The organism is Massilia sp. BAP21, assembly GCF_057801335.1.
This window is the reverse complement of the sequence record NZ_CM173596.1, coordinates 4,697,360-4,718,886: the sequence shown is the minus strand read 5'-3', so window position 1 is coordinate 4,718,886 and position 21,527 is coordinate 4,697,360. Positions and strand designations below refer to the sequence as shown.

General features: G+C 68.9%; 12 protein-coding genes. 6 read left to right on the top strand and 6 right to left on the bottom strand.

Annotation, left to right across the window (positions count from 1 at the left end):
* Nucleotides 1-123 precede the first annotated feature (123 nt).
* The 3 genes from ACWYRN_RS20840 to ggpS form a co-directional block, all read right to left on the bottom strand.
* Complete coding sequence (locus tag ACWYRN_RS20840) at nucleotides 124-2,496, bottom strand: DNA polymerase II (protein ID WP_488692855.1); 2,373 nt, start codon at nucleotides 2,494-2,496, stop codon at nucleotides 124-126.
* Between the two features lie 82 nt (nucleotides 2,497-2,578).
* Nucleotides 2,579-3,670: a mechanosensitive ion channel family protein gene (locus ACWYRN_RS20835; RefSeq protein WP_488689610.1), complete on the bottom strand. Its 1,092-nt coding sequence runs from the start codon at nucleotides 3,668-3,670 to the stop codon at nucleotides 2,579-2,581.
* Between the two features lie 12 nt (nucleotides 3,671-3,682).
* The gene (ggpS, locus tag ACWYRN_RS20830) at nucleotides 3,683-6,016 is read right to left on the bottom strand and encodes a glucosylglycerol-phosphate synthase (protein WP_488689609.1); all 2,334 of its coding nucleotides are present in this window, start codon (nucleotides 6,014-6,016) and stop codon (nucleotides 3,683-3,685) included.
* Between the two features lie 372 nt (nucleotides 6,017-6,388).
* On the opposite strand from ggpS, the gene ACWYRN_RS20825 reads away from it, so the two are divergent.
* Both ACWYRN_RS20825 and ACWYRN_RS20820 read left to right on the top strand, forming a co-directional pair.
* Complete coding sequence (locus ACWYRN_RS20825) at nucleotides 6,389-6,871, top strand: hypothetical protein (protein ID WP_488689608.1); 483 nt, start codon at nucleotides 6,389-6,391, stop codon at nucleotides 6,869-6,871.
* Between the two features lie 33 nt (nucleotides 6,872-6,904).
* Nucleotides 6,905-7,723 (top strand): universal stress protein, encoded by an 819-nt coding sequence (locus ACWYRN_RS20820; RefSeq protein ID WP_488689607.1) that lies wholly within the window; start codon nucleotides 6,905-6,907, stop codon nucleotides 7,721-7,723.
* Here ACWYRN_RS20820 and ACWYRN_RS20815 read toward each other — a convergent pair.
* Nucleotides 7,720-8,679, bottom strand: coding sequence for a 2-hydroxyacid dehydrogenase (locus ACWYRN_RS20815; RefSeq protein WP_488689606.1), 960 nt, complete (start codon nucleotides 8,677-8,679; stop codon nucleotides 7,720-7,722). The genes ACWYRN_RS20820 and ACWYRN_RS20815 overlap by 4 nt on opposite strands.
* A gap of 434 nt (nucleotides 8,680-9,113) precedes the next feature.
* On the opposite strand from ACWYRN_RS20815, the gene ACWYRN_RS20810 reads away from it, so the two are divergent.
* A complete protein-coding gene (locus ACWYRN_RS20810; protein ID WP_488689605.1) occupies nucleotides 9,114-9,698 on the top strand; it encodes a YceI family protein in 585 nt (194 codons plus the stop codon).
* A gap of 342 nt (nucleotides 9,699-10,040) precedes the next feature.
* Nucleotides 10,041-14,597 (top strand): AAA domain-containing protein, encoded by a 4,557-nt coding sequence (locus tag ACWYRN_RS20805; RefSeq protein WP_488689604.1) that lies wholly within the window; start codon nucleotides 10,041-10,043, stop codon nucleotides 14,595-14,597.
* 129 nt (nucleotides 14,598-14,726) lie between these two features.
* Here ACWYRN_RS20805 and ACWYRN_RS20800 read toward each other — a convergent pair whose 3' ends face one another.
* Complete coding sequence (locus tag ACWYRN_RS20800; protein ID WP_488689603.1) at nucleotides 14,727-16,946, bottom strand: NADP-dependent malic enzyme; 2,220 nt, start codon at nucleotides 16,944-16,946, stop codon at nucleotides 14,727-14,729.
* A 344-nt stretch (nucleotides 16,947-17,290) separates the two neighbouring features.
* Here ACWYRN_RS20800 and ACWYRN_RS20795 point away from each other — a divergent pair, with 344 nt between their 5' ends.
* Complete coding sequence (locus ACWYRN_RS20795; protein WP_488689602.1) at nucleotides 17,291-17,467, top strand: hypothetical protein; 177 nt, start codon at nucleotides 17,291-17,293, stop codon at nucleotides 17,465-17,467.
* A gap of 3 nt (nucleotides 17,468-17,470) precedes the next feature.
* On the opposite strand, the gene ACWYRN_RS20790 is transcribed toward ACWYRN_RS20795, so the two are convergent.
* Nucleotides 17,471-20,182 carry a bifunctional diguanylate cyclase/phosphodiesterase gene (locus ACWYRN_RS20790; RefSeq protein WP_488689600.1) on the bottom strand — a complete coding sequence of 904 codons (2,712 nt, stop codon included), beginning with the start codon at nucleotides 20,180-20,182 and terminating at the stop codon, nucleotides 17,471-17,473.
* A gap of 266 nt (nucleotides 20,183-20,448) precedes the next feature.
* Here ACWYRN_RS20790 and ACWYRN_RS20785 point away from each other — a divergent pair, with 266 nt between their 5' ends.
* On the top strand, nucleotides 20,449-21,438 hold the full coding sequence (locus tag ACWYRN_RS20785; RefSeq protein ID WP_488689599.1) for a PEP-CTERM sorting domain-containing protein: 990 nt from the start codon (nucleotides 20,449-20,451) through the stop codon (nucleotides 21,436-21,438).
* The last annotated feature ends 89 nt before the right edge of the window (nucleotides 21,439-21,527 follow it).

Sequence of the window (21,527 nt, the reverse complement as noted above, 5' to 3'; positions counted from 1 at the left end):
CGCCAGCGATAAGTGTCAGTACCGGTCCGCGTGGGCACAAGTGCCCACCCTACGTGGCTGGTGGTTGCGGATGCCGCGCAGGGTGGGAACTCGTCCTGCGTACCGCGATGAATCGGCAATGTGTCAGAACAAGGCGCCCTGCCTGCTGGTCAGGCGCGCGAAGCTGTCACCCAGGAAGGGCAGGATCGCATCGGCGATCGGCTCCAGTTGCCTCGTCAGGTAGTGTTCGTAGTCGATCGTCGAGCGCAGCGCTTCGAGCGGCTCGGGGCCGGACACGGTCATCACATAGCGGATCCAGCCGCCGCCCTTGCGGTACAGCGCCGGCTTGCCTTGCCGTAGATAGTGTTCGTCGGCGATGCGCGCCGCGCGCACGTGCGGCGGCACATTCTTTTCGTACTCGTCGAGCCGGCGCCGCAGGCGCTTGCGGTAGACCAGCTCGTCGTCGCATTCGCCGGCCAGCAGGCGCGCCACGGTCTCGCGCACATAGTCCTCGTAGGGCTGGCCCTTGAAGATGCGCAGGTAGAGCGCCTGCTGGAAGCTGCGCGCGAGCGGCGTCCAGTCGGTGCGCACGGTTTCCAGGCCCTTGTAGACCATCTCCTCGCCGCCGCCGGGCGTGCCTGTCAAGCCGGCGTAGCGCTTCTTGCTGCCCTCGTCCGAGCCGCGCACGGTCGGCATCAGGAAGCGCCGGTAATGGGCCTCGTATTCGAGTTCGAGCACGCTGTCCAGGCCCAGTTCCAGCTTCAGGTGGGTCTGCCAGTAGGCGTTCACCTGCGCCACCAGGGCGCGGCCGATGCGTTCGGCCTGCGCGTCGTCGTGGGCGGCGCCAAGCCACACAAAGGTGGAGTCGGTGTCGCCATAGATCACCTGATAGCCCGCGTCCTCGATCAGTTCGCGCGTGCGGTGCATGATGGCGTGGCCGCGCAGCGTGATCGACGAGGCCAGGCGCGGATCGAAGAAGCGGCAGCCGTAGGCGCCGAGCACGCCGTAGAAGGCGTTCATGATGATCTTCAGCGCCTGCGACAGCGGCGCATTCTGCTCGCGCTTGGCCGCTTCGCGCCCTTCCCACACGCCGCGCACGATGCCGGGCAGGCAGTGCCGGGTGCGCGAAAAGCGCGCGCCGCGAAAGCCCGGCACCGTGCCGGCTTCGTCTTCGCGCAGGCCCTCGACCAGGCCCACCGGGTCGATCAGGAAGGTGCGGATGATCGACGGGTACAGGCTTTTGTAGTCGAGCACCAGCACCGAGTCGTACAGCCCCGAGCGCGAATCCATGACGAAGCCGCCCGGGCTGTCGCCCCCGGCCACGTCGCCCACGTTCGGCGCCACGAAACCCTGGCGGTGCATCAGCGGGATGTACAGGTGCTCGAAGGCGGCGACGGAACCGCCGCTGCGGTCCACGGCCAGGCCGGTGACGCTGGCGCGCTCCAGCAGGAAGTCGAGCAGCGCGGTCTTTTCGACAATGCGCGTCACCAGCACGCAATCCTGCAGGTTGTAGCGCGCCAGGGCCGGCTTGTCCTCGGCGAACATGCGGTCGATCTCGGCCATGCGGTCGTAGGGGTTGTCGATCGCCTTGCCCTCGCCCAGCAGAATCTGGGACACCGACTCCAGGCTAAACGAAGGAAAACTCCAGGTCGCCGAGCGCAGGGCCTCGATGCCGTCGATGACCAGGCGCCCGGCGATGCAGATGAAGTAATGCTCGCCGTCGCCCTTGTGCTCGCGCCACTCGATGGCGCTGCCGTCGCGCCCCAGGCGCAGCGGGCGGTTGTAGCGCTCGGCGTGTTCCTGCAGCACGCGCATGTCGAACTGGATCAGGTTCCAGCCGATGATGGCGTCGGGGTCGTGTTCGCGGAACCAGGCTTCCAGGCGGTCGAGCAGTTCGGCGCGGCTGGCGCAGTAGTCGAGGTCGAAGTCGAGGCCGGCGGGGTCGCCGTTCGGTGGGCCGAGCATGTAGACCTGGCGCTGGCCGCAGCCCTCGAGCGCGATCGAGCGCAGTTCGCCGGTCGAGGTGGTCTCGATGTCGAGCGAGACCAGGCGCAGCCTGGGGCGGTAGCCTGGCGCGGGTTTCACCTGGCCGTCGATGAGGCGCGGATCGGCGTCCGGCGCATTGCCGTTGAAAGTCACCGGCGCCGTGATAAAACGCTCCATCAGGTAGCGCTCGGGCGGGCGGATGTCGGCCTCGTACACGGCCACGCCCTGCATGCGCAGCCGCTTTTCCAGGCGCAGCAGCTGGCGGTAGTGGCGGCAGTACAGGCCCAGCACCGGACGGTGCTTGAAGTCGGCCAGCTGCAGTGCGCGCAGCTCCCATCCGTGCTCCCGGCGCTCGCCGCGCAGCACGAATTCGGCGGCCTCGCGCTGCTCCTGCGGGATGAAGGCGATGGCCGGCTGCAGCGCCACGCGCACGCGGCGCGGGCCGGCATCGGTGGCCAGCCAGAAGTCGACCTCGACGCCGGCATCCGTGTCCTGCCAGTGCCGCGTCAGCAGAAACCCCTGCCCCTCCATCTCTTCGATCTCCGGTATCCATGTTCCCGCTTGCCATTCCGGCAAGCGGGCCACATTATACTGCGTGCCCGGGGCGGGAAGCCTAGCCGTTGGCGGCCCGGCGCTCCTCGCGACGCGCAACCGTCATCCACTCGTCCGGCTGGTCCAGCTTCAGCAGCTGGGTCGGGTAAGCGAACGGGATATCCTGCTCCGCAAAGCGCTCGAACAGGAAGACGTTGATCGCCTGCTGCACATCCATGTAGACGCCATAGTCGCCGCTCTTCACGTAGTACACGGTCTCGAATTCCAGCGACGAGGTGCCGTAGCCCTTGAAGTGGGCGCGGTCGAAGGTCGCCATCTCCTGCCCTTCGACCGCTTCGCGCAGTAGCGCGGGCACCGCCAGCAGCTGCGCCTTCGTGATCTGGTAGGGCGTGCGGATGGTGAACACGATGCGCCGCGTCTGCATGTGCTTGTAGTTGCGGATGCGGCTCTTGAGCAGGTCGCTGTTCGAGAACACGATCTGCTCGCCGCCCAGGCTGCGCAGCCGGGTCGTCTTCAGGCCCACGTATTCCACGGTGCCGAGCACGTCGTCGACGATGATGAAGTCGCCCACCACGAAGGGCTTGTCCAATACGATGGACAGCGAGGAGAACAGATCGCCGAGAATGTTCTGCATCGCCAGCGCCACCGCGATGCCGCCGATGCCGAGGCTGGCCACCAGGGTCGTGATGTTGACGCCGAAGTTATCGAGGATCATCAGGAGGATGACCACCCACAGCACCGTGCGCGCGACGAAGCCGAGCGCTGCGGTCGAGGTGGTGCTGGCCGCGTCCTCGGCGCTGCGGCGCAGCCGGTAATGGTGGAACCAGCCCTTGATGCCGACGTCGCCCCAGCGCGCCGCCTGCAGCAGGAACACGGTCACCGACAGGTGGTGCAGGATGGTGTCGGTACGCGGCGGCAGGCTCAGGACCTGGGCGCCGCAGTACACGCCCATCAGGAAGATGAACAGCGGCTGGGTGCTGGCCAGGATCTTGATGGCCAGGTCGTCGAGGTAGGTGTCGGTGTGCGGCGCAATGTGCGTCAGGCGCCGCAGCAGCAGCGCCTTGGCGCCGTACAGCAGCACGATCACGGCCACCAGGATCGCCACCGCCAGCAGCCAGGATTGCAGGTCGTTGTTGGTCAGGAGAAAGTGCATGTCAGTCCTTCCTCACGCCGCATCCGCGGCCGGGGAAGCGCCACTGGCCTCGAGCGCCGCCAGGAAGTCGTCGCCCCAGCGCGCCACATCGTGCTCGGCCACGATCATGCCCATGCGCGCGGTGCGGTAGGCGCGCTCGTCCTCCCCCATGCTGAGGGCCTGGTGCAGCGTGGCCGTCATCGCGTTCGCATCGTAGGGGTTGGTCAACAGGGCGCCGTGCAGCTCGACCGCGGCGCCGGCGAATTCCGACAGGACCAGCACGCCAGCGCTGCCGCCATTTCTGCCAGCGGCGCGCTTGGCCGCGACGAATTCCTTGGCCACCAGGTTCAGGCCGTCGCGCAGCGGCGTGATCCAGGCGACGTCGCAGGCGGCGTAATGGGCGATCACTTCCTCGAACGGCAACGAGCGGTAGAAGTAGCGTACCGGCACCCAGTCCAGTGTCGAGAAGCGGCCGTTGATGCGGCCCACGGTGCGGTCGACTTCCACGCGCAGGCTTTCGTAGATCTCCATGCCCGGCGCGGCCGGGGTGATGATGTTCAGCAGGGTCACCTTGCCCCGGTGCTCGGGATGCCGCTCCAGCAGGCGCTCGAAGGCTTGCAGCTTTTCCAGCGTGCCCTTGACGTAGTCGAGGCGCTCGATCGAGACGATGCCGGTGACGTCGCCCAGGTAAGCGCGGATCGCCGCGCACCCTGCCTGCACGGCCGGCGTGGCGACCAGGTCCTGGATCATGGCGGCATCGGTGCCGACCGGATGGGCGCCCAGGCCGACGCGGCGTCCGCCGGCCTCGATGGCGGTTGTCACGGTGTCGACCCCGAGCGCGCAGCCATAGGTCAGGAAGCGCGGCGCGCAGGGCATGGCGCCGCAGACGTCGACCGGCGCGAACGAGCGCACCGCGTCGACGAAATTCTCGACGTAGCGCGGGATATGGAAGCCGACGTAGTCGCATTGCAGCAGGCTGCCGATGATGTCGCGCCGCCACGGCAGGATATTGAACACGTCGCTCGACGGAAAGGCCGTGTGGTGGAAGAAGGCGATGCGCAGGTCCGGACGCAGCGGGCGCAAGAAGGCCGGCACCATCCACAAGTTGTAGTCGTGCACCCAGACGGTGGCGCCCTGCCCGGCCTCGCGCGCGGCCTGCTCGGCGAACAGGCGGTTCACTTCAAGGTAGCGCTCCCAGTGGGCCTGGTTGAATTCGGCCTTGTCAGGAAAGCCGAAGATGATCGGCCAGAAGGCTTCCTTCGAAAACTTCTTGTAGAAGATGTCGATGTCTTCAGGCGTGAGCGCGATGCGCGCGGCCTGCAGGCGCGGGTAGCGCTGCGGATCGACCGCGGCATGGGTCTGGAAACCGTCGGGCGCGCGGCTGGGCTGCTGCGACCAGGCCACCCAGGAACCTTCGCGCTCGCCGGCAAAGAAGCGCAGCAGGGTCGGGATGATGCCGTTCGGGCTGCGCGGGCGGCGCTGGTGCAGCACCCCGTCCTCCAGCACTTCGTCGTAGGGCAGCCGGTGATAGACCATCACCAGGCCGGCGCGTCCACGCGGCTTATCGGCTGCAGGCGCAGCTGCAGGCGCGGCGCCAGGCGCTTCGCCCGCGGCCTGCAGGGCGCCGTGGTGCGCCAGGCCCTCGAGGATGCCGTCGCAGCCTTCGCCGGCCGCGATGTGGACCAGCGGGCGCTTGCGCACCGCTTCCACCAGCGCCGGTTCGGCGCGTCCGACCACCACGCCGTGCAGGCCGGTCTCGAACATCGACAGGTCGTTCAGGGTATCGCCGGCGACGACGATCGTGGCCGGGTCCAGGCCCACGGCCTGCGCCAAGCGCAGGATGGCCGGACCCTTGCCGACGCCGCGCGGCAGCACGTCGAGGTAGCAGCCGGCCGAGAGCAGCAGGTCGCAGCCGAGGGCGTCGACGGCGGCGCGCAGGGCCGGGGTGACCTCGGCTTCGCCCGCCAGGAACGAGCAGCGCCGCTCCTGCGGCACGCTCTGGCGGCGCAGGCCGGGAAAACCGGCCAGGGCCTTAAGCACGGCCTGCGAACCGGGCCAGCGCGCGGCGATCTCGTCCTGCAGGTTGCCTACCGGGCGCAGATCGCCATGCACGACCGTGGCGCCGACGTCGGCGATGATGTAGTCGGGCACCGGGATGGTGGGGTCGGACAGCAGCGGCAGGATCGACTCCAGGCCGCGGCCGGTGACGAACACCAGCCGCGCGCCGGCCTCCTTTGCCGCGAACAGCTCGCGCACGCGGCGCCGGGCGTCAGGGCTGCCGGCCAGCAGGGTGCCGTCGAGATCGGTGGCCAGCACAAAGTTATTCGGTTGCAGGCGCGTGGGCCAGCGGGGTGCTACGACAGTCATCGTCTTCGTCCTTTCAGAGCGATGCGCTCGGCGCTGCTGCGCCGACCTGGTGGGTGTGCGGAACCGGTTGCACAAGGCGAACACAATCGGATGCGGCGTGCGGGACGCCGGCGATTGCCAGGGAGTGGTGCAAACGGCTGCTACCGTTGCGATGAAACACGGACACGGTGCCCGCGTTGACAGAAAGGTATTTTAACCCGCAAGATTCATTTGTACAAATACAGATTCCCCGGCGAACTCTTGGAGCGGCGCGTAAACAGGCGTCGACATGCGTTCCCGATGGAGCTTCTACACTTTGATTTGAATCAAACCCGCGCCGTCTGACGCGCCGAAACTGACCGTTTCAGGCGCTGGCTCAATACGGGAACATTCATGATGCGTAGCAACGGCTCCGATAACCGGGTACATGTGATCGGGAGTGCGATGCGGCACGCGCGCAAGTTGCTGTGCGCCCGCATCGGCCAGCTGGCGGCCGCACCCGACGATGCCTTCATCGCCGGCTGGCCGCTCCTGGTGGCCGAGGTCGAAGCCGTGTTCCGCCATGAGGAAACGCTGATGGAATGCAGCGGCCACGGCAATTTGCAGGCCCACCTGGCCGACAATGCCCTGGCCCTGTGCGCCCTGCACCGCGTGACGCCGCGCATCGAGGCCGGCGACACCGCGCTCGGGCGCGAGGCGCTGGGCGCGCTCGATGCGATCCTGTCGCTGCACCGCTTCACCGCCGACCTGGCGCTGGTCGGCGCCGGCGCGCGCCTGCGCAGGCCGGGCGGTTCGGCCGCGCGTTTCGCGCGCCACGACCGCATCACCGCGGTACAGATCGTGGTGCGCAGCAGCGGCAAGGCTTCCGGCCGCTAGCGCGCCGCCCAGCATCCGCCACAGGGGAAGCCCATGTTCAAGACTATCCTCGTGCACGTCGACGACGACCCGCAGCTGGACGCGCGCCTGCAGGCCGCGGCCTGGCTCGCGAATGCGCATGGCGCCCACCTGGTCGGCAGCGCCAGCACGGGCCTCAGCTGGCCGGCCTACGCCCTGCTCACCGGCTCGATGGCGGTGGCCCCGGCCGACGAGTTCGACGCCATGCGCGAGCGTGCGCGCGCCAGCCTGCGCCGGTTCGGCGAACGCGCGCGCCGGCTCGGGGTGGCCTCGTTAGAGGAACGCCTGGTCGAGGACGAAAGCCGCGCAGCCCTGCTGCTGCAGGCGCGCTACGCCGACCTGGTCGTGACCGGCCAGGACCGGCCGGACGGCGGCGCCGTGGGCGCCCTGCCCCAGTACCTGGCGCTGCACAGCGCACGTCCGGTGCTGGTGGTGCCGCCCGCCTATGCCGGCCAGCCGCTCACCGGCACGGTCGTCGCCGGTTGGGACGGCAGCGTGCCGGCACTACGCGCGCTCGGCGCCGCGCTGCCGCTGCTGGTACAAGCCGACACGGTGCGCCTGGCGCTGGTCAATCCGGAACGCGAAGCCGGCCTGCACGGCGAGGAACCGGGCGCCGACATGGCGGCCTGGCTCGCGCGCCATGGGGTCAAGGTGGAGGTGGTGGTAGAACGCACGGCGGCGGCGCCGGGCCAGGCGCTGCTCGATATCGCCGAGCGCTGCAGCCTGCTGGTGAGCGGCGCCTTTGGCCACAGCCGCTACCGCGAACTGCTGCTCGGCGGCGTCACGCGCACCCTGCTCGAGCGCGCGCCCTTGCCGGTGCTATTGGCACACTAGGTTTTAGTACGCTCGACCGGCGTGCGCAGTGGCGCGCCGGCGAAGTGGGCCAGCAGGTTGTCGATCGCCAGCATGCCCATCGCGGTGCGCGCTTCCAGCGTGAAGCTGCCCACGTGCGGCGTGAGCACGACCTGGTCCATCTCCTGGAGCGCCGCCGGCACGCGCGGTTCATCCTCGAACACGTCGAGCGCGGCCGCGCCCAGGCGGCCCGCCTGCAAGGCCGCCACCAGCGCCGCTTCGTCGACCAGCGAGCCGCGCGCGATGTTCACCAGCGTGCCTTCAGCCCCGAGCGCGTCGATAACCTCGGCGTTAACCAGGTGCTGCGTGCCCGGACCGCCCGGCGCGCAGACGATCAGGTAATCGCTGTCGCGCGCCAGGTCCAGAAGCGAAGCGCTACGCGGATACGCGACGGGCGCCGTGCTGCGCTGGTGGTAGCGGATCTGCATGCCGAAGCCTTCCAGGCGCGTGGCCACCGCCTGGCCGATGCGCCCCAGGCCGAGGATGCCGGCCACCTTGCCACGCAGGGCGCGGCTGGGCGCCAGGGGCCGCTTCGCTTCCCAGCCGCCGTCGCGCACGTAGCGGTCGAGCATGGGCACACGTCGCGCCGCGGCCAGCAGCAGGGCCACCGCCAGGTCGGCGACGTCGTCGGTGAGCACGTCGGGCGTGTTCGTGACCGGGATGCCGCGCGGGGTCAACGCCGCAAAGTCGACCGCATCGACGCCGACGCCGTGCACGGCGACGATTTCCAGTTGCGGCAATTGCGCGGCGAGCTGCGCGTCGATGCCGACAGTGCCGCTGGTGAACACGCCGCGCACGCCGGGAGCGACCCGTGCGATGTAGGCCTGCCGCTCTTGCGGCGCCACCTGCGCCAGGTGGTGGCACACGAAACGGCGTTCGAGCTCCGCGCTCACCTCAGGCATCCAGCCCGACCCCAGTACCAGTATTTCCGGACGCATGCGCCCCTCCTCGTCGATGTTCATGCGCCGAGTATACGGGAGCCGCTTGGTGAAGCTCGCGCCACCAGGCACGCCCGACTGCCTGTCGTAGGCGCCGGCTTCCATCGGGCGACGTCGGCTGGGCCGGCGTGGCCACGAAGCGCACGCCATCGAGTTCCGTCTCCTGCCACCAGTCGTGCTCGCGCACCTTGCTGGCATCGACGCCCCAGTCGAGGTGGTGGTAATGGTCGTGCGAGAGGATCACGGCCTTGATTGACGCACCCCTTGTCGCGGACCGGGGGGACGAAGGGTAATGGGGCGACCGTGGCGCATGAGGCAAGAACCCTGCGCATTGCATCATAAAATGGAACAGTGTTATCCGTATCAGGGGCTTATTCATGCCTGGCGGAACAGTTAAAGTGTCACGGTCATCCACACCACCGAAAGCCAGACGCATGAACCTCAAGCACTCAGCTGCCACCTTTGCCGCCTTTGCCGCCCTCGCCGCCACCGGCACCGCCTTTGCCGCCGACACCTACACGATCGAGCCGAACCACACCTTCCCGAGCTTCGAAGCCGACCACATGGGCGGCCTGTCGGTCTGGCGCGGCAAGTTCACCAAGACGAGCGGCAGCATCACGCTCGACCGCGCCGCCAAGACCGGCAGCGTCGACATCGTCATCGATGCCAGCACCCTGGACTTCGGCCACGAAAAGATGAACGAGCACGCCAAGGGTCCGGACATGTTCGACGTCGCCAAGTTCCCGACCGCGACCTACAAGTCGAAGTCGATCACCTTCAAGGGCGACGTGCCGGCCGAAGTGAACGGTGAACTGACCCTGCACGGCGTGACCAAGCCGGTGAAGCTGACCATCAACCAGTTCAAGTGCATCCAGCACCCGATGTTCAAGCGCGAAGCCTGCGGCGCCGACGCCTCGGCCACCTTCAACCGCGCCGACTTCGGCATCGACTACGCGGTGCAGATGGGCTTCAACCCGACCGTGAAGCTGGCAATCCAGGTCGAAGCACTCAAGCAGTAAGAGCCTATCCCAGCCGGCCCGGGTCGCTGCTGGCGCGCCTGACAAGCAGGGGCGGGGTTGCTCGTCGCGCAGTTGGCAAACCCGTGGCTCGCCATGCGGCCTTCTCGCGCCTTGCCCGCGCTTGCCATGCATCGCCATCCGCTTCCCCGTACCGACTGGGACAGGCTCTAAGGCGGCTGCAACCCGCCTGGCTGGGCGATTCGATGCGAACACCGCGTTCGCAGCGCGGCAGGGTAAAATTGCGTCAACTCAGCGGCAACTGAGCGGCAATGTACGCCGCAACCGGCCGCTCACGTTACGCCGCTTCGCCCGCGCCCTCCTATCGCCCAGCCGCAACACCACATGCACACCCCTGCCCAGCTCATGAGCGGGCTGCTCGACTACCTGGTCGAGCAAGCCAAAGACATCGACCCCGCCGCATTCACGCTGTCCCGGGTCACGGAATTCAAGAAAATCTGGTCCGACCTGGCCACCCTGCCCTGGGTCGACCTGAATGTCGACGGCGCCGGCGAAGGCGACGATGCCTGGCTGCGCGTGCACCGGCTGGAAACGACGCGCGCACCAATCCTGTCCGAGCCCGACCTGGCCGCCTTCCTCGACATCGGCGACGATCCGGCCGGCCCGCTCCCGGCCTTGAAGGAACCTGTCCTGGCGGCGGCGCGCGCCGAGGATGCGCAGGTCGTGGCCGAGGACGAAGCCGAGCAGCGCGACCTCGAGCGCCGCGCCCGCGTCGGCCACCTGCTGCGGGCCTACCTGCCGCACTGGCACAACTGGGCGGCGCGCGAACAACCGCGGCGCCAGGTCATCGCGCTGTACGCCGACCTGTTTGCGCTGAAGACGCGCCTGGAAGCGCAGGAAGCGGTGCGCCCGCTGGAACTGGTGTGGGGCGTGGGCGTGTCGTCGTGGCAGATCCCGCGCGCCGACGGCGCCGGCGTCGACTTTCACTATCCGCTGCTGACCCAGGCGCTCGACATCGAGATCGACAGCGACTCGCATGCGATCACGCTCGGGCCGCGGCCCGTTCCCGCGCGCCTCGAACTCGACGCCCTTGCCGCCTGCGACGTTCCCGGCATCGGCGACATCGAGCGCGCCGCGCGTGCGCTGCTGCTGGCCGAAGGCGGCGGCCTGTCGCCTTTTGAGCCGGCATCGTTCGAGCCCGTTTTGAAAAGCGTGGCCGGCACGGTCTCGGCGCACGCCCGCTACGAAGGCGCCGCCCACGGCGCGCCGGCGCCGGGGCCGGACCTGGTGGTCACCGGCAGCTGGGTGATCTTCGCCCGCCCGCGCGCCACCCACTTCCTGACCGAGGACATCGCGCGCCTGAAGGAGCGCATCGACGATGGCGACGGCGATTTGCCCGCCGGGGCGGCCAGCATCGTCACCCGGCCCGACAGCGCCGTCATCGCGCACCCGCCGATCGCCTTCCGCGGCCTGTCGGGACGTCCGACCGTCCGCGGCGAGCCGCGCGAACTGTATTTTCCGCTGCCCTACAACCGCGAGCAGGAAACGATCATCCAGCAACTGGAACGTTCGTCCGGCGTGACCGTGCAGGGCCCGCCCGGCACCGGCAAGACGCACACCATCGCCAACATCATCAGCCACTACCTGGCGCTGGGCAAGCGCATCCTCGTCACCTCGAAGGGCGAGCCGGCCCTGAAGGTCTTGCAGGACAAGATACCGGAACCGGTGCGGCCGCTGACGGTGGCCCTGCTCTCCGGCGACAAGGAAGGCATGCGCCAGTTCCAGGCGTCGATCGAGGCGATCATCCACACGCTCACCCACCTCGACAGCGGGCTGGAAGCCGAGCAGATCGCCTCCTGCCGCACCGCGCTCGACCGCGCCCATGCCGAGATGGCGCAGATCGACGCCCGCATCGACGCGATCGCCCACAGCCAGCTGGCGGAAATCGACGTCGACGGCGTGCCGATGCGCGCCCAGAAGATGGCCGCACTGGTGGTCGACGGCCAGGCGCAGTTCGGCTGGTTCGACGACGCATTGACGCTGGCGCCCGATCACGCGCCGCCCTTCGACGACGCAGCCGGCATGCGCCTGCGCGCGCTGCGGCGCCGCCTTGGCGCCGACCTGGTCTACTGCCGGGCGCGCCTTCCCGCTGCCCACAGCCTGCCGGCGCCGAGCGCCATCGGCCAGCTGCACACGCTGCTGCAGACGCTGCGCGGCATCGAGCGCGACGAGGCAAGCGGCGCGCTGGCGCCGCTGCGTGCGCCCACGCCCGAGGTGCTGGGCGCGGCGCAAGGGATGCTCGCCGCGCTCGACGCCGCCCTGGCCCTGCTGCGCCAGCTCGACGAGTCCGGCCATGAATGGGCCCATGCGCTGCGCGAGAAGCTGCGCCGCCCGCAGTACGCCACCGAACGCGGCGCGCTCGAAGCCCTGTTCCCGGAACTCGACGCCCTGCTCCAGGCGCGCGCCGAATTCATGCAAAAGCCGGTGAGCGCACCGCGCGAAGCGCTCGAACTGCCGAAGGCGCAGGAAGCGATCGCGCGCGCCGCCGAAACCGGCAAGCCCTTCGGCCTGCTGGCCTTCGGCGTGGGCGACATCAAGCCGCACATCGCCGCGATCCGCGTCGCCGGCCTGGCCCCGGCCGGCAGCGCCGACTGGGCCCATGTGGCGCGCTTCGCCGCCCTGCACGGGCGCCTGCTGTCGTTCACCGTGCGCTGGAACGCCTTTGCCGACCCCCTGTCGCTGCCGCTGCTGCAGGCCGATATCGGCCAACTGCGCCATATCGAGGCCATTGCCGGCACCGCGCGCGCGGCCCACACGCTGGCCAGCACCTTCGACATCCAGCTGCCGCCGCTGGCGCAGCAGGTATTCGAGCGGCTCCCGGCGGAGGCGCTGCTTGGGAGAGCCGACGCACTGGCGCAGGTGCGCGAGCAGCTGCGCCGCCACCTGGCGCGCGCCGAACTGGCGCATGCCACGGCGGGCGCGGCCCAGCTGCGGCATGGCCTGGCGGACGCCACCGGGCCGGTGGCGCTACGCCTGCGCGCGCTGCTCGAACACGATCTCGGCAACCCCGAGCTGCCGGCCGGCGCGCTGCAGGGCAGCTACGCCGCGCTGCTGGCCGAACTGGCGCGGATCGAGGCGCTGGCGGACGACTTCAAGGAAATGCTGGCGTTCGCGGCGGCGATTGCCGCCCGCGGCGCCACGCGCCTGGCGGCGCGGGTGGCGAGCGTGCCCCAGGACGATGCCGGCGACGACCCGGTATTCCCGGCGCGCTGGCTTGAAGCCTGGACCTGGGCGCGCCTGCGCAGCCACCTCGACAGCATCGACGCGCGTGACGAGATGCGCGCCCTGGCGGCGCGCCGGCGCGAACTGGAAACGGCGCTGGCGCGCCTGTACCAGGAACTGGTGTCGAAGTCGGCCTGGCTGGCCACGCGCCAGAACGCCGGGCCGAACGTGCTGAGCGCACTCGAAACCTACCGCACCGCGATCCGCAAGTTCGGCAAGGGCACCGGTGTGAACGCCGCGCGCTACCGGCGCGATGCGCAGCAGGCCATGGTCGACGCCCAGGCCGCGGTGCCGTGCTGGATCATGAGCCACGCGCGGGTGTCGGAAACGCTGCCGGCGGCGCTCGGCGCTTTTGATCTCGTGATCGTCGACGAGGCCAGCCAGTCCGATTTGTGGGCGCTGCCGGCGATCCTGCGCGGCAAGCAGATCCTGGTGGTCGGCGACGACAAGCAGGTGTCGCCCGAAGCCGCATTCGTGTCGAGCGCGAAGATCGGCGACCTGCGCCGGCGCTTCCTGGCCGGCCAGCCGTTCGAGGCCGTGCTGACGGCCGACATGTCGCTGTACGACATCGCCTCGACGGTGTTCGCGGCCTCGAAGGTCATGCTGCGCGAGCACTTCCGCTGCGTGCAGCCGATCATCGCCTACAGCAACCGCGTGTTCTACAAGGACTTCATCCAACCGGTGCGGGTGCCGCGCGCCTCGGAACGGCTCGACCCGCCCCTGGTCGACATCTACGTTCCCGGCGGCTACCGCTCGGCCAAGGGCCACAACCCGTCCGAGGCCGACTGCATCGTGGCCGAGATCGAGGCCATCCTGCGCGACCCGAAGATGGCCGGGCGCACGCTCGGCGTGGTATCGCTGCTCGGGCCGGAACAGGCGCAGCTGATCGACCGGCAGGTGCGTGCGCGCTGCGACGCGGTGGAGCTGGCGCGGCGCCAGTTCGCCTGCGGCGACGCCCGCATCTTCCAGGGCAGCGAACGCGACATCATCTTCCTGAGCATGGTGGCCGACCGCGACAACCACCATGCGCTGTCCGGCGCGATGTACGACCAGCGCTTCAACGTGGCCGCTTCGCGCGCGCGCGACCGCATGGTCCTGGTGCGCTCGGTGCGGCTCGAGGAACTGTCGCAGCTGGACCTGCGCCGCACCCTGCTCGAGCACTTCGCCCGGCCGCTGGACGGCAACGAGGAAAGCGCCAGCCTGGCGGCCCTGTGCGAGTCCGGCTTCGAGCGCGACGTGTACGGCGAACTGTTCGCGCGCGGCTACCGTGTCGTGCCGCAGGTGCCGGCGGCCGGCTACCGGATCGACATGGTGGTCGAAGGCGCCGACGACCGGCGCCTGGCGATCGAACTCGATGGCGACGAGTTCCATGGCCCGGACCGCTGGCAGGCCGACATGGCGCGCCAGCGCGTGCTGGAGCGCGCCGGCTGGACCTTCTGGCGCTGCTTCGCCTCGACCTGGTCGCTGCGGCGCGAGGCCGTGCTGGCGGAGCTGCTGGCGCTGCTGGAGAAGATGGGGATCGCGCCGCTGGGAGCGATCGGGCGGGTTCCGTCGCTGGTCGAGTACCGCGAGTGGAAACGGCTGCCCGCAGCGGCTTCTACCGACGCGGCTGTGCGCGAAGCGGGGCGGCAGCCGCAGCAGGTCGAGGCGGCCTCCTGATGCCCTGACGCCCGGGACAGCGGCGCCAGACGGGACGCTGCGAAAAAAAAAGCCGGTGGCGCTGCGCCCCGGCTTTTTTTATTGCAGACGCAGGCCGGAACGAGCCGGCCTGCGTCTGCTTATCCACCGTCAGCGCACGCCGGCCACCGCCAGCGCCGTCATGTTGACGATACGGCGCACGGTCGCGCTCGGGCTGAGGATGTGCACGGCCTTGGCCGCGCCCAGCAGGATCGGGCCGACGGTCACGCCCTTGCCGGCCGCGACCTTCAGCACGTTGAACAGGATGTTGGCCGCATCCAGCGACGGCATCACCAGCAGGTTGGCGCTGCCGGCGAAGCCGCCGTCCGCATCCCCGGCAGGCTGGTACAGGCGCCGGATCTCCTCCGACAGCGCGGCGTCGCCGTGTACTTCGCCGATCAGGGCCAGTTCCGGCGCCGATTGCGCCAGCAGTGCGCGTGCTTCGCGCATCTTGCGCGCCGACGGCCTCTCGGACGAGCCGAAGATCGAGTGCGACAGCAGGGCCGCCTTCGGCTCCAGGCCGAAGTGGCGCAGCTCGGTCGCGGCCAAGCGCGTGATGTCGGCCAGTTCCTGTGCCGTCGGGTCGTCGTTGACGTAGGTGTCGGTGATGAACAGGGTCATCTTGTCGAGCACCAGGGCGTTCATCGCCGCCAGCGCGCCGGCGCCGGGTGCGGTGCCGATCTCGCTGCGCACGTGGGCCAGGTGGCTGTCGTAGCTGCCCTGCATGCCGCAGATCAGCGCATCGACCGCGCCCGACTTCAGCAGGCGCGTACCCTGCAGAGTGGCATCTCCACTCGCATCCAGCTCGGCCAGCTCGTAGTCGACGTCGCGCTGCAGGCGCAGGCCGGCCGCCCTGATCGCCGCCTCGACCTCGGCCGCGGCGCCGATCAGCACCGGCTTGCCCATGCCTTCGTCGACCACGGTCTGGACCGCGCGCAGCACGCGGCCGTCGCTGCCTTCGGCATACGCGACGCGGCGCACGGCAGCCTTGGCCTTGGCGAACACCGGCTTCATGAAGAAACCGGTGTGGTAGATCATCTCGCCCAGGCGCGCGCGGTAGGCATCCATGTCGTCGATCGGGCGCGCGGCCACGCCGGAGTCGGCCGCGGCCTGCGCAACCGCCGGGGCGATGGCGGCCATCAGGCGCGGATCGAAAGGTTTCGGAATGATGTAGTCGGGACCGAAACTGAGGTCCTGGCCGGCATAGGCTTCGGCCACGGTGTCGTTCGCCTCGGCCTCGGCCAGGCGCGCAATGGCGCCGACGCAGGCCAGCTTCATCTCGTCGGTGATGCGCGTTGCGCCGCAGTCCAGGGCGCCGCGGAAGATGTAGGGGAAGCACAGCACGTTGTTGACCTGGTTCGGGTAGTCCGAACGGCCGGTGGCGACGATGCAGTCCGGACGCGCGGCCTTCGCCACTTCCGGACGGATTTCCGGTTCCGGGTTGGCCAGGGCCAGGATCACCGGCTGCGCGGCCATGCTCTTGACCATCTCGGCGGTGAGCACGCCGGCGGTCGAGCAGCCGAGGAAGACGTCGGCGCCGTCGACGATGTCGGCCAGGGTGCGGGCCTCGGTCGCCTGCGCGTAGCGCGCCTTGTTGGCTTCCATGCTGGCCTCGCGGCCCTGCCAGATCACGCCCTTCGAGTCGGTGACGTAAATGTTTTCCTGTCTTACGCCGAGGCTGACCATCATGTCGAGGCAGGCGATCGCCGCGGCGCCGGCGCCGGATGCGGCCAGCTTGATGGCGCCGATATCCTTGCCGACCACTTTCAGTGCGTTCAGCAGCGCCGCGCTGGAGATGATCGCGGTGCCGTGCTGGTCGTCGTGGAAGACCGGGATGTTCATGCGCTCGCGCAGCTTCTTCTCGATGTAGAAGCACTCGGGCGCCTTGATGTCCTCGAGGTTGATGCCGCCCACGGTCGGCTCGAGCATGGCGATGGCGTCGACCAGTTTATCCGGGTCGTTTTCCGCCAGTTCCAGGTCGAACACGTCGACGCCGGCGAATTTCTTGAACAGGCAGCCCTTGCCTTCCATCACCGGCTTGGAGGCCAGCGGGCCGATGTTGCCCAGGCCGAGCACGGCGGTGCCGTTGCTGATCACGGCCACCAGGTTGCCGCGCGAGGTGTATTCGGCGGCCATGGCCGGGTCGGCGGCGATTTCCTCGCAGGCGTAAGCCACGCCCGGCGAATACGCCAGGGACAAATCGCGCTGGTTGGACAGGGGTTTGGTGGCGACCACCTCGATCTTGCCCCGCACCGGCGAACGGTGGTATTCGAGCGCGTCGGCGCGCAATTGGGAATCGTCGGAGTCGCTGAAATTACTGTTACTGCTCATGGTTCTTCCTAAAATGATGTGGCATTCCGATTTCGAATCTACCTGCTGGGCGCCACGCCAGCACCGGCGGACACATGCGCCGGTCGGACGGTCAGGCAGGATGTTACCTCATGGGGCGATATCCGGCATGGAAGCGGACGAATCCGGCCGCCCGGAGGGCGCGCCTTGCTTCCCCGCGTCAGCGATGCTAGCCGCAGAGAAACGTTCCATCGATGCGGGCGTGCTGCGCGGCCGCCAGCGGTGCCCGGAACAGGACACCTCGACCGCGATCAGCGGGATATCGCAGCGCCCAAGGCTGCGGATCTCGATCGGCATCGTGCCAAGCCCGGAACGATCTGGCCGGGATGCGCGGCCTGCAGCAGCTGACGAATATGCCGGCGGGCTGGGTGCTGGTGTCCGCCTTCGACATCAACGACCGACGCCGGATCCTCGCCCGGGCCTGCCTGGACGAGGACTGCGCCGTGGCGCGCCTCGACCCGCTGCCGCTTGCAGTCAAGAAGCAGTGCGCGGCGCGCTCCTGACGGTCAGGAACGCGCCGCGCCGGCCGTGTCCGAACGCGCAGCAGCGGTCGCATCCGGCATGTGCCCCCGCAGCAGCGCGGGCACGGCGGCCGCTTCCACCGGGCGGCTGAACAGGAAACCCTGGTATTCGTCGCAGTCCATTTCGCGCAATACAGCCAGTTGCCCCTGTGTCTCGACGCCTTCGGCCACCACCTTGAGCTTCAGCCCGCGTGCAAGGTTGACAATCGAACGCGCGATTGCGGCGCTGTCTTCGTCGCGGCCCAGGTCGCGCACGAATGCGCGGTCGACCTTCAGCCGCGCTACCGGGAAGCGTTTCAGGTACGCCAGGCTCGAGTACCCGGTGCCGAAGTCGTCGATCGAAAGTTCGACACCGAGCGCGCGGATATCGTGCATCAAACGGTCGACTTCCTCCTCACGGCTCATCAGCGCGGTTTCGGTGATCTCGAGCTCCAGGGAGCCGGGCGGCACGCCATGCTCGTCCAGGCAACGGCGGATGGTCGGCAACAGGGACTTCTGGTAAAACTGGCGCGGCGACAGGTTGACGGCGATCCTGACCGGGCAGGCCAGCGCGCGCGACCACTCCCCCATCAGGCGGCAGGCTTGTTCGAGTACCCAGGCGCCGATCGGCAGGATCAGCCCGGTGCGTTCCGCGATTGCGATGAACTGAACCGGCGACACGTCTCCCAATACCGGGTTGGTCCAGCGCAGCAGGGCTTCGAAGCCCACTACATGCGAGCCGGCCACGCTAACCTTGGGCTGGAACACCAGCCGCATCTCGCCGCGCTCGAGCGCACGGCGCAGGTGTGTTTCCACCGTCAGGCGCTGATCGAGGTCGCCGTGCATGCGCCCCGAGAAGAAGTGGATCGCCCGGTCCAGCTCGACCCCGCGGCCGGCGGCGGCATCCTGTGCGCAACGGTAGAGTTCGTCGGTACCGCAGGCATCCTGGGGAAACAACGCGGCGCCGAGCACCGGTCCAAGGAAGAACTCGCGGCCGTCCAGCAGCAGCGGCGCCGAACAGCGTTCGTGCAGGCCCACGGCGAAGCGCTCGACCGCCTGCCTCCCCTCGTCCGCATCGATCAGCAATGCGAACTCGGCGCCGCGGACCCGTGCGACCACGGCATCCACGCCGGCCGCCTCGCGCATCAGGCCACCGATCTGCCCGAGTGCGCGCTCGCCGGCGTCGTGGCCGAGCAGGTCGGCGATTTCGTGCAGGCGCTCCAGCACCAGGACCAGCACTGCGAGCTCGCGCCCGCTGCGCGCGGCCTGGCCCAGGCGTGCTTCCAGCAGTTGACCGAACCGCACCTGGTTCGGCAATCCGGTGGCCGCGTCATGGTCGGCCAGGTAGGCAAGCCGGGCCTCCGCGCGTTCGCGCTCGGTAATGTCGGTCAACACGCTGACCAGCTGGATATCGCCGGTTTCCGCAACCAGCCGGGTGGTCAGCTGGATCACCGTGCGCTGTTCGCCGTCCCGGCCGGAAACCGGCTCCACCGACTCGGCGCTGGCGCCGCCTTCGAGCACCGTGCGATAGCGCCGCGCGCGTTCGCCATCGCGCGACGCGAACACGGCCGCTTCTTCAAGGCCGGCCAGTTCGCCGCTCGCGCGTCCGACCAGTTGCCCGAACGCGCGGTTGGCCATGACGATGCGCAGGCGCGCGTCGAGCACCCAGATCGGCGCGCCGACGGCGTCGATGATCGAGGCCAGATAAGCGAAGCTGTTTCCGAGCCTGGCTTCGCTGGCCGACAGCAGGTCGATCAGGCGCGCCTGGCGCCGCGTATCGCGCGCGACCCGCCACGCCAGGAAGGCCAGTACGCCGGAAAGCAGCAGGTAAAACGCCACCGCGGTCCACAGCCGGCCGTACCACGACGCCAGCGCCGCACTGCGGTTCGTGCCGGCGATGATTACCAAGGGATACTTACTGACGGCATCGTACCCATACAGGCGCTTGGCAGCATCGAGCGGGCTGCGGGTCGCGAAGCCGCCGCGCGACGCGCGCGGCAACTGCTCGCGAAAGAGTGGCGTGTCGAGAAAGGAGCGCCCGATCCCGCCGGCAAAGGCCGGACCGCGCACCAGCATCGTGCCGTCCCGGTGAAACAGCGTTACCGAGCCGCCTGTTCCCAGTTCCACCAGGCTGTACAGGCTCTGGAAGCTGGCCGAATCCACCTGTGCCACGACCGCGCCGGCCGGCGCCCCGGTGCGCGTACGCAGCGGCCGCATGAAATTGATGAGTGCCCGGCCGCTCGCCGGGTCGATATTCGTCACCGTAATGCGCAGCGCTGCGCCGTCGTCGGCGCCGGCGGATGGGGCCTCCAGCGGCGCGAGCGCTGCCGCATCGGCTGCGCCGGGCACGATGCTGGCGATCACGCGGCCGGCGGTATCGACGACCGCGAGCCGGCGGATATTGTCGAGGGCGCCGCCGGAGCTTTCATCGAGCAGCACTTCGCCGAGGCCGGCGGCGCCGCGGAAGCGGACGATGCTTGCCGCCCGTACCGTGGTGCCGTCGACCGCCCTGACCACGCCCATGGTCTGCGCCGCGAATGCGATGGCGATATTGCGCAGCGACGCCTGCTGGGCGCGCATGGCGTCGTGATAGCTGAGCAGCAGCATCGATGCCGTCAGCACGCCCAGCACGACAATCAGGCCAACAGTGACCACCACCATGCGGGCCACGGAATCGCGCCGTTGTTCGACCGGCACTGGACCATCCGGAAGTGTCATGGGAACCCTGGTTGAGCGTTGAATGCGTTTTGATTGTACAACACCGTAGCCACGCCCCGGCCACGCGGCGCCGGCCTTCGCGCGGCAGCCCCGCCGCGATGAACACGTCTGATCCGGCGCAAGCTTTACGAGGATGCACAGCGCATGCTCACAGCAGACTTCACTCATCGGAGACGGCCATGACACGTCGCAAACCCTTTCGCGCCCTTCTTCTGCTGCTTGCCCTGCTCGGACCCGCGGCCGCATCCGCGCAGCCGACTTACGGGGTGACCTTCCTGCCCACCGGTTTCGTCGGATTCGACATGAACAACGCCGGCCAGATCGTCGGCCGCACGCTCCAGAACGAAGCCTGGATCTGGAGCGACAGCGGGATCGTCAACCTCAGCCAGCTGGTGCCCGGCGTCGAGGCCTACGCCATCAACAACCGGGGCGACGTCGCCGGACATTACATGTATCCAGGCGCGTCGGCCTTCATCTATTCCGACGGCCGTTTCCGGGATATCGGGCTGGTGCCGGGCCTGAACTACGCCACACCCCACGCCATCAACGACAAGGGCCAGGTCGCCGGAACGGCAGGCAATTTCCCTGGTGACACGTCACGCCCCTTCTTCTACGACGGCAGCACCATGATCGGGCTGGGCACCTTTGGCGGCGACCAGGGCGACGCCCTCGGCCTGAACGACAAGGGGACCGTGGTCGGCAATGCAGCACTCGCGCCGCCGCCGGACAGCCCCTATGGCCAGCGCCTTCCCTTTATCTACCGCAACGGCGACCTGCGCCAGCTTCGGACGGGCGAAGCGACCGCCTACAGCGCCAACGACATCAACGATGCCGGCGCCATCGTCGGTTCGGCATGGTTCCCCGATGCCGGACTCGGGCAGCCTTACGTGTACGAAGGCGGCGTCATGCGCAGTCTCGGCGGCCCGGGCGGCGATGCGCTCGCCATTAACGGCGCCGGCGACATCGTCGGGATCCAGCCCTCGCTCGACGACCTGCAGTACCGCGCGTTCGTATACAGCGGCGGCGTCCTGGCCAACCTGAACGACCTGATCCTGCCTGAACCGGGCTGGACCATTACAAGGGCCGAGGACATCAACGACGCTGGCCAGATCCTGGCGACCGCCTGCTTCGGCTCCACGAGCGCCTGCCAGTCCGTACGGCTGGACCTCGTGCCCGCCGTACCCGAACCCGGCAGCCTGGCAATGCTCGCCGGCGGCCTGCTCGCGCTGGCAGCGGCGCGCCGCAGGCGCCGTTAATAACAGCCGGGCAGTGACTTGGAAACGGCCGACGACAACGGGCGATCCCAGTCATTTTGACCTGCATCAAAGACTCGTGGCGTTGCTAC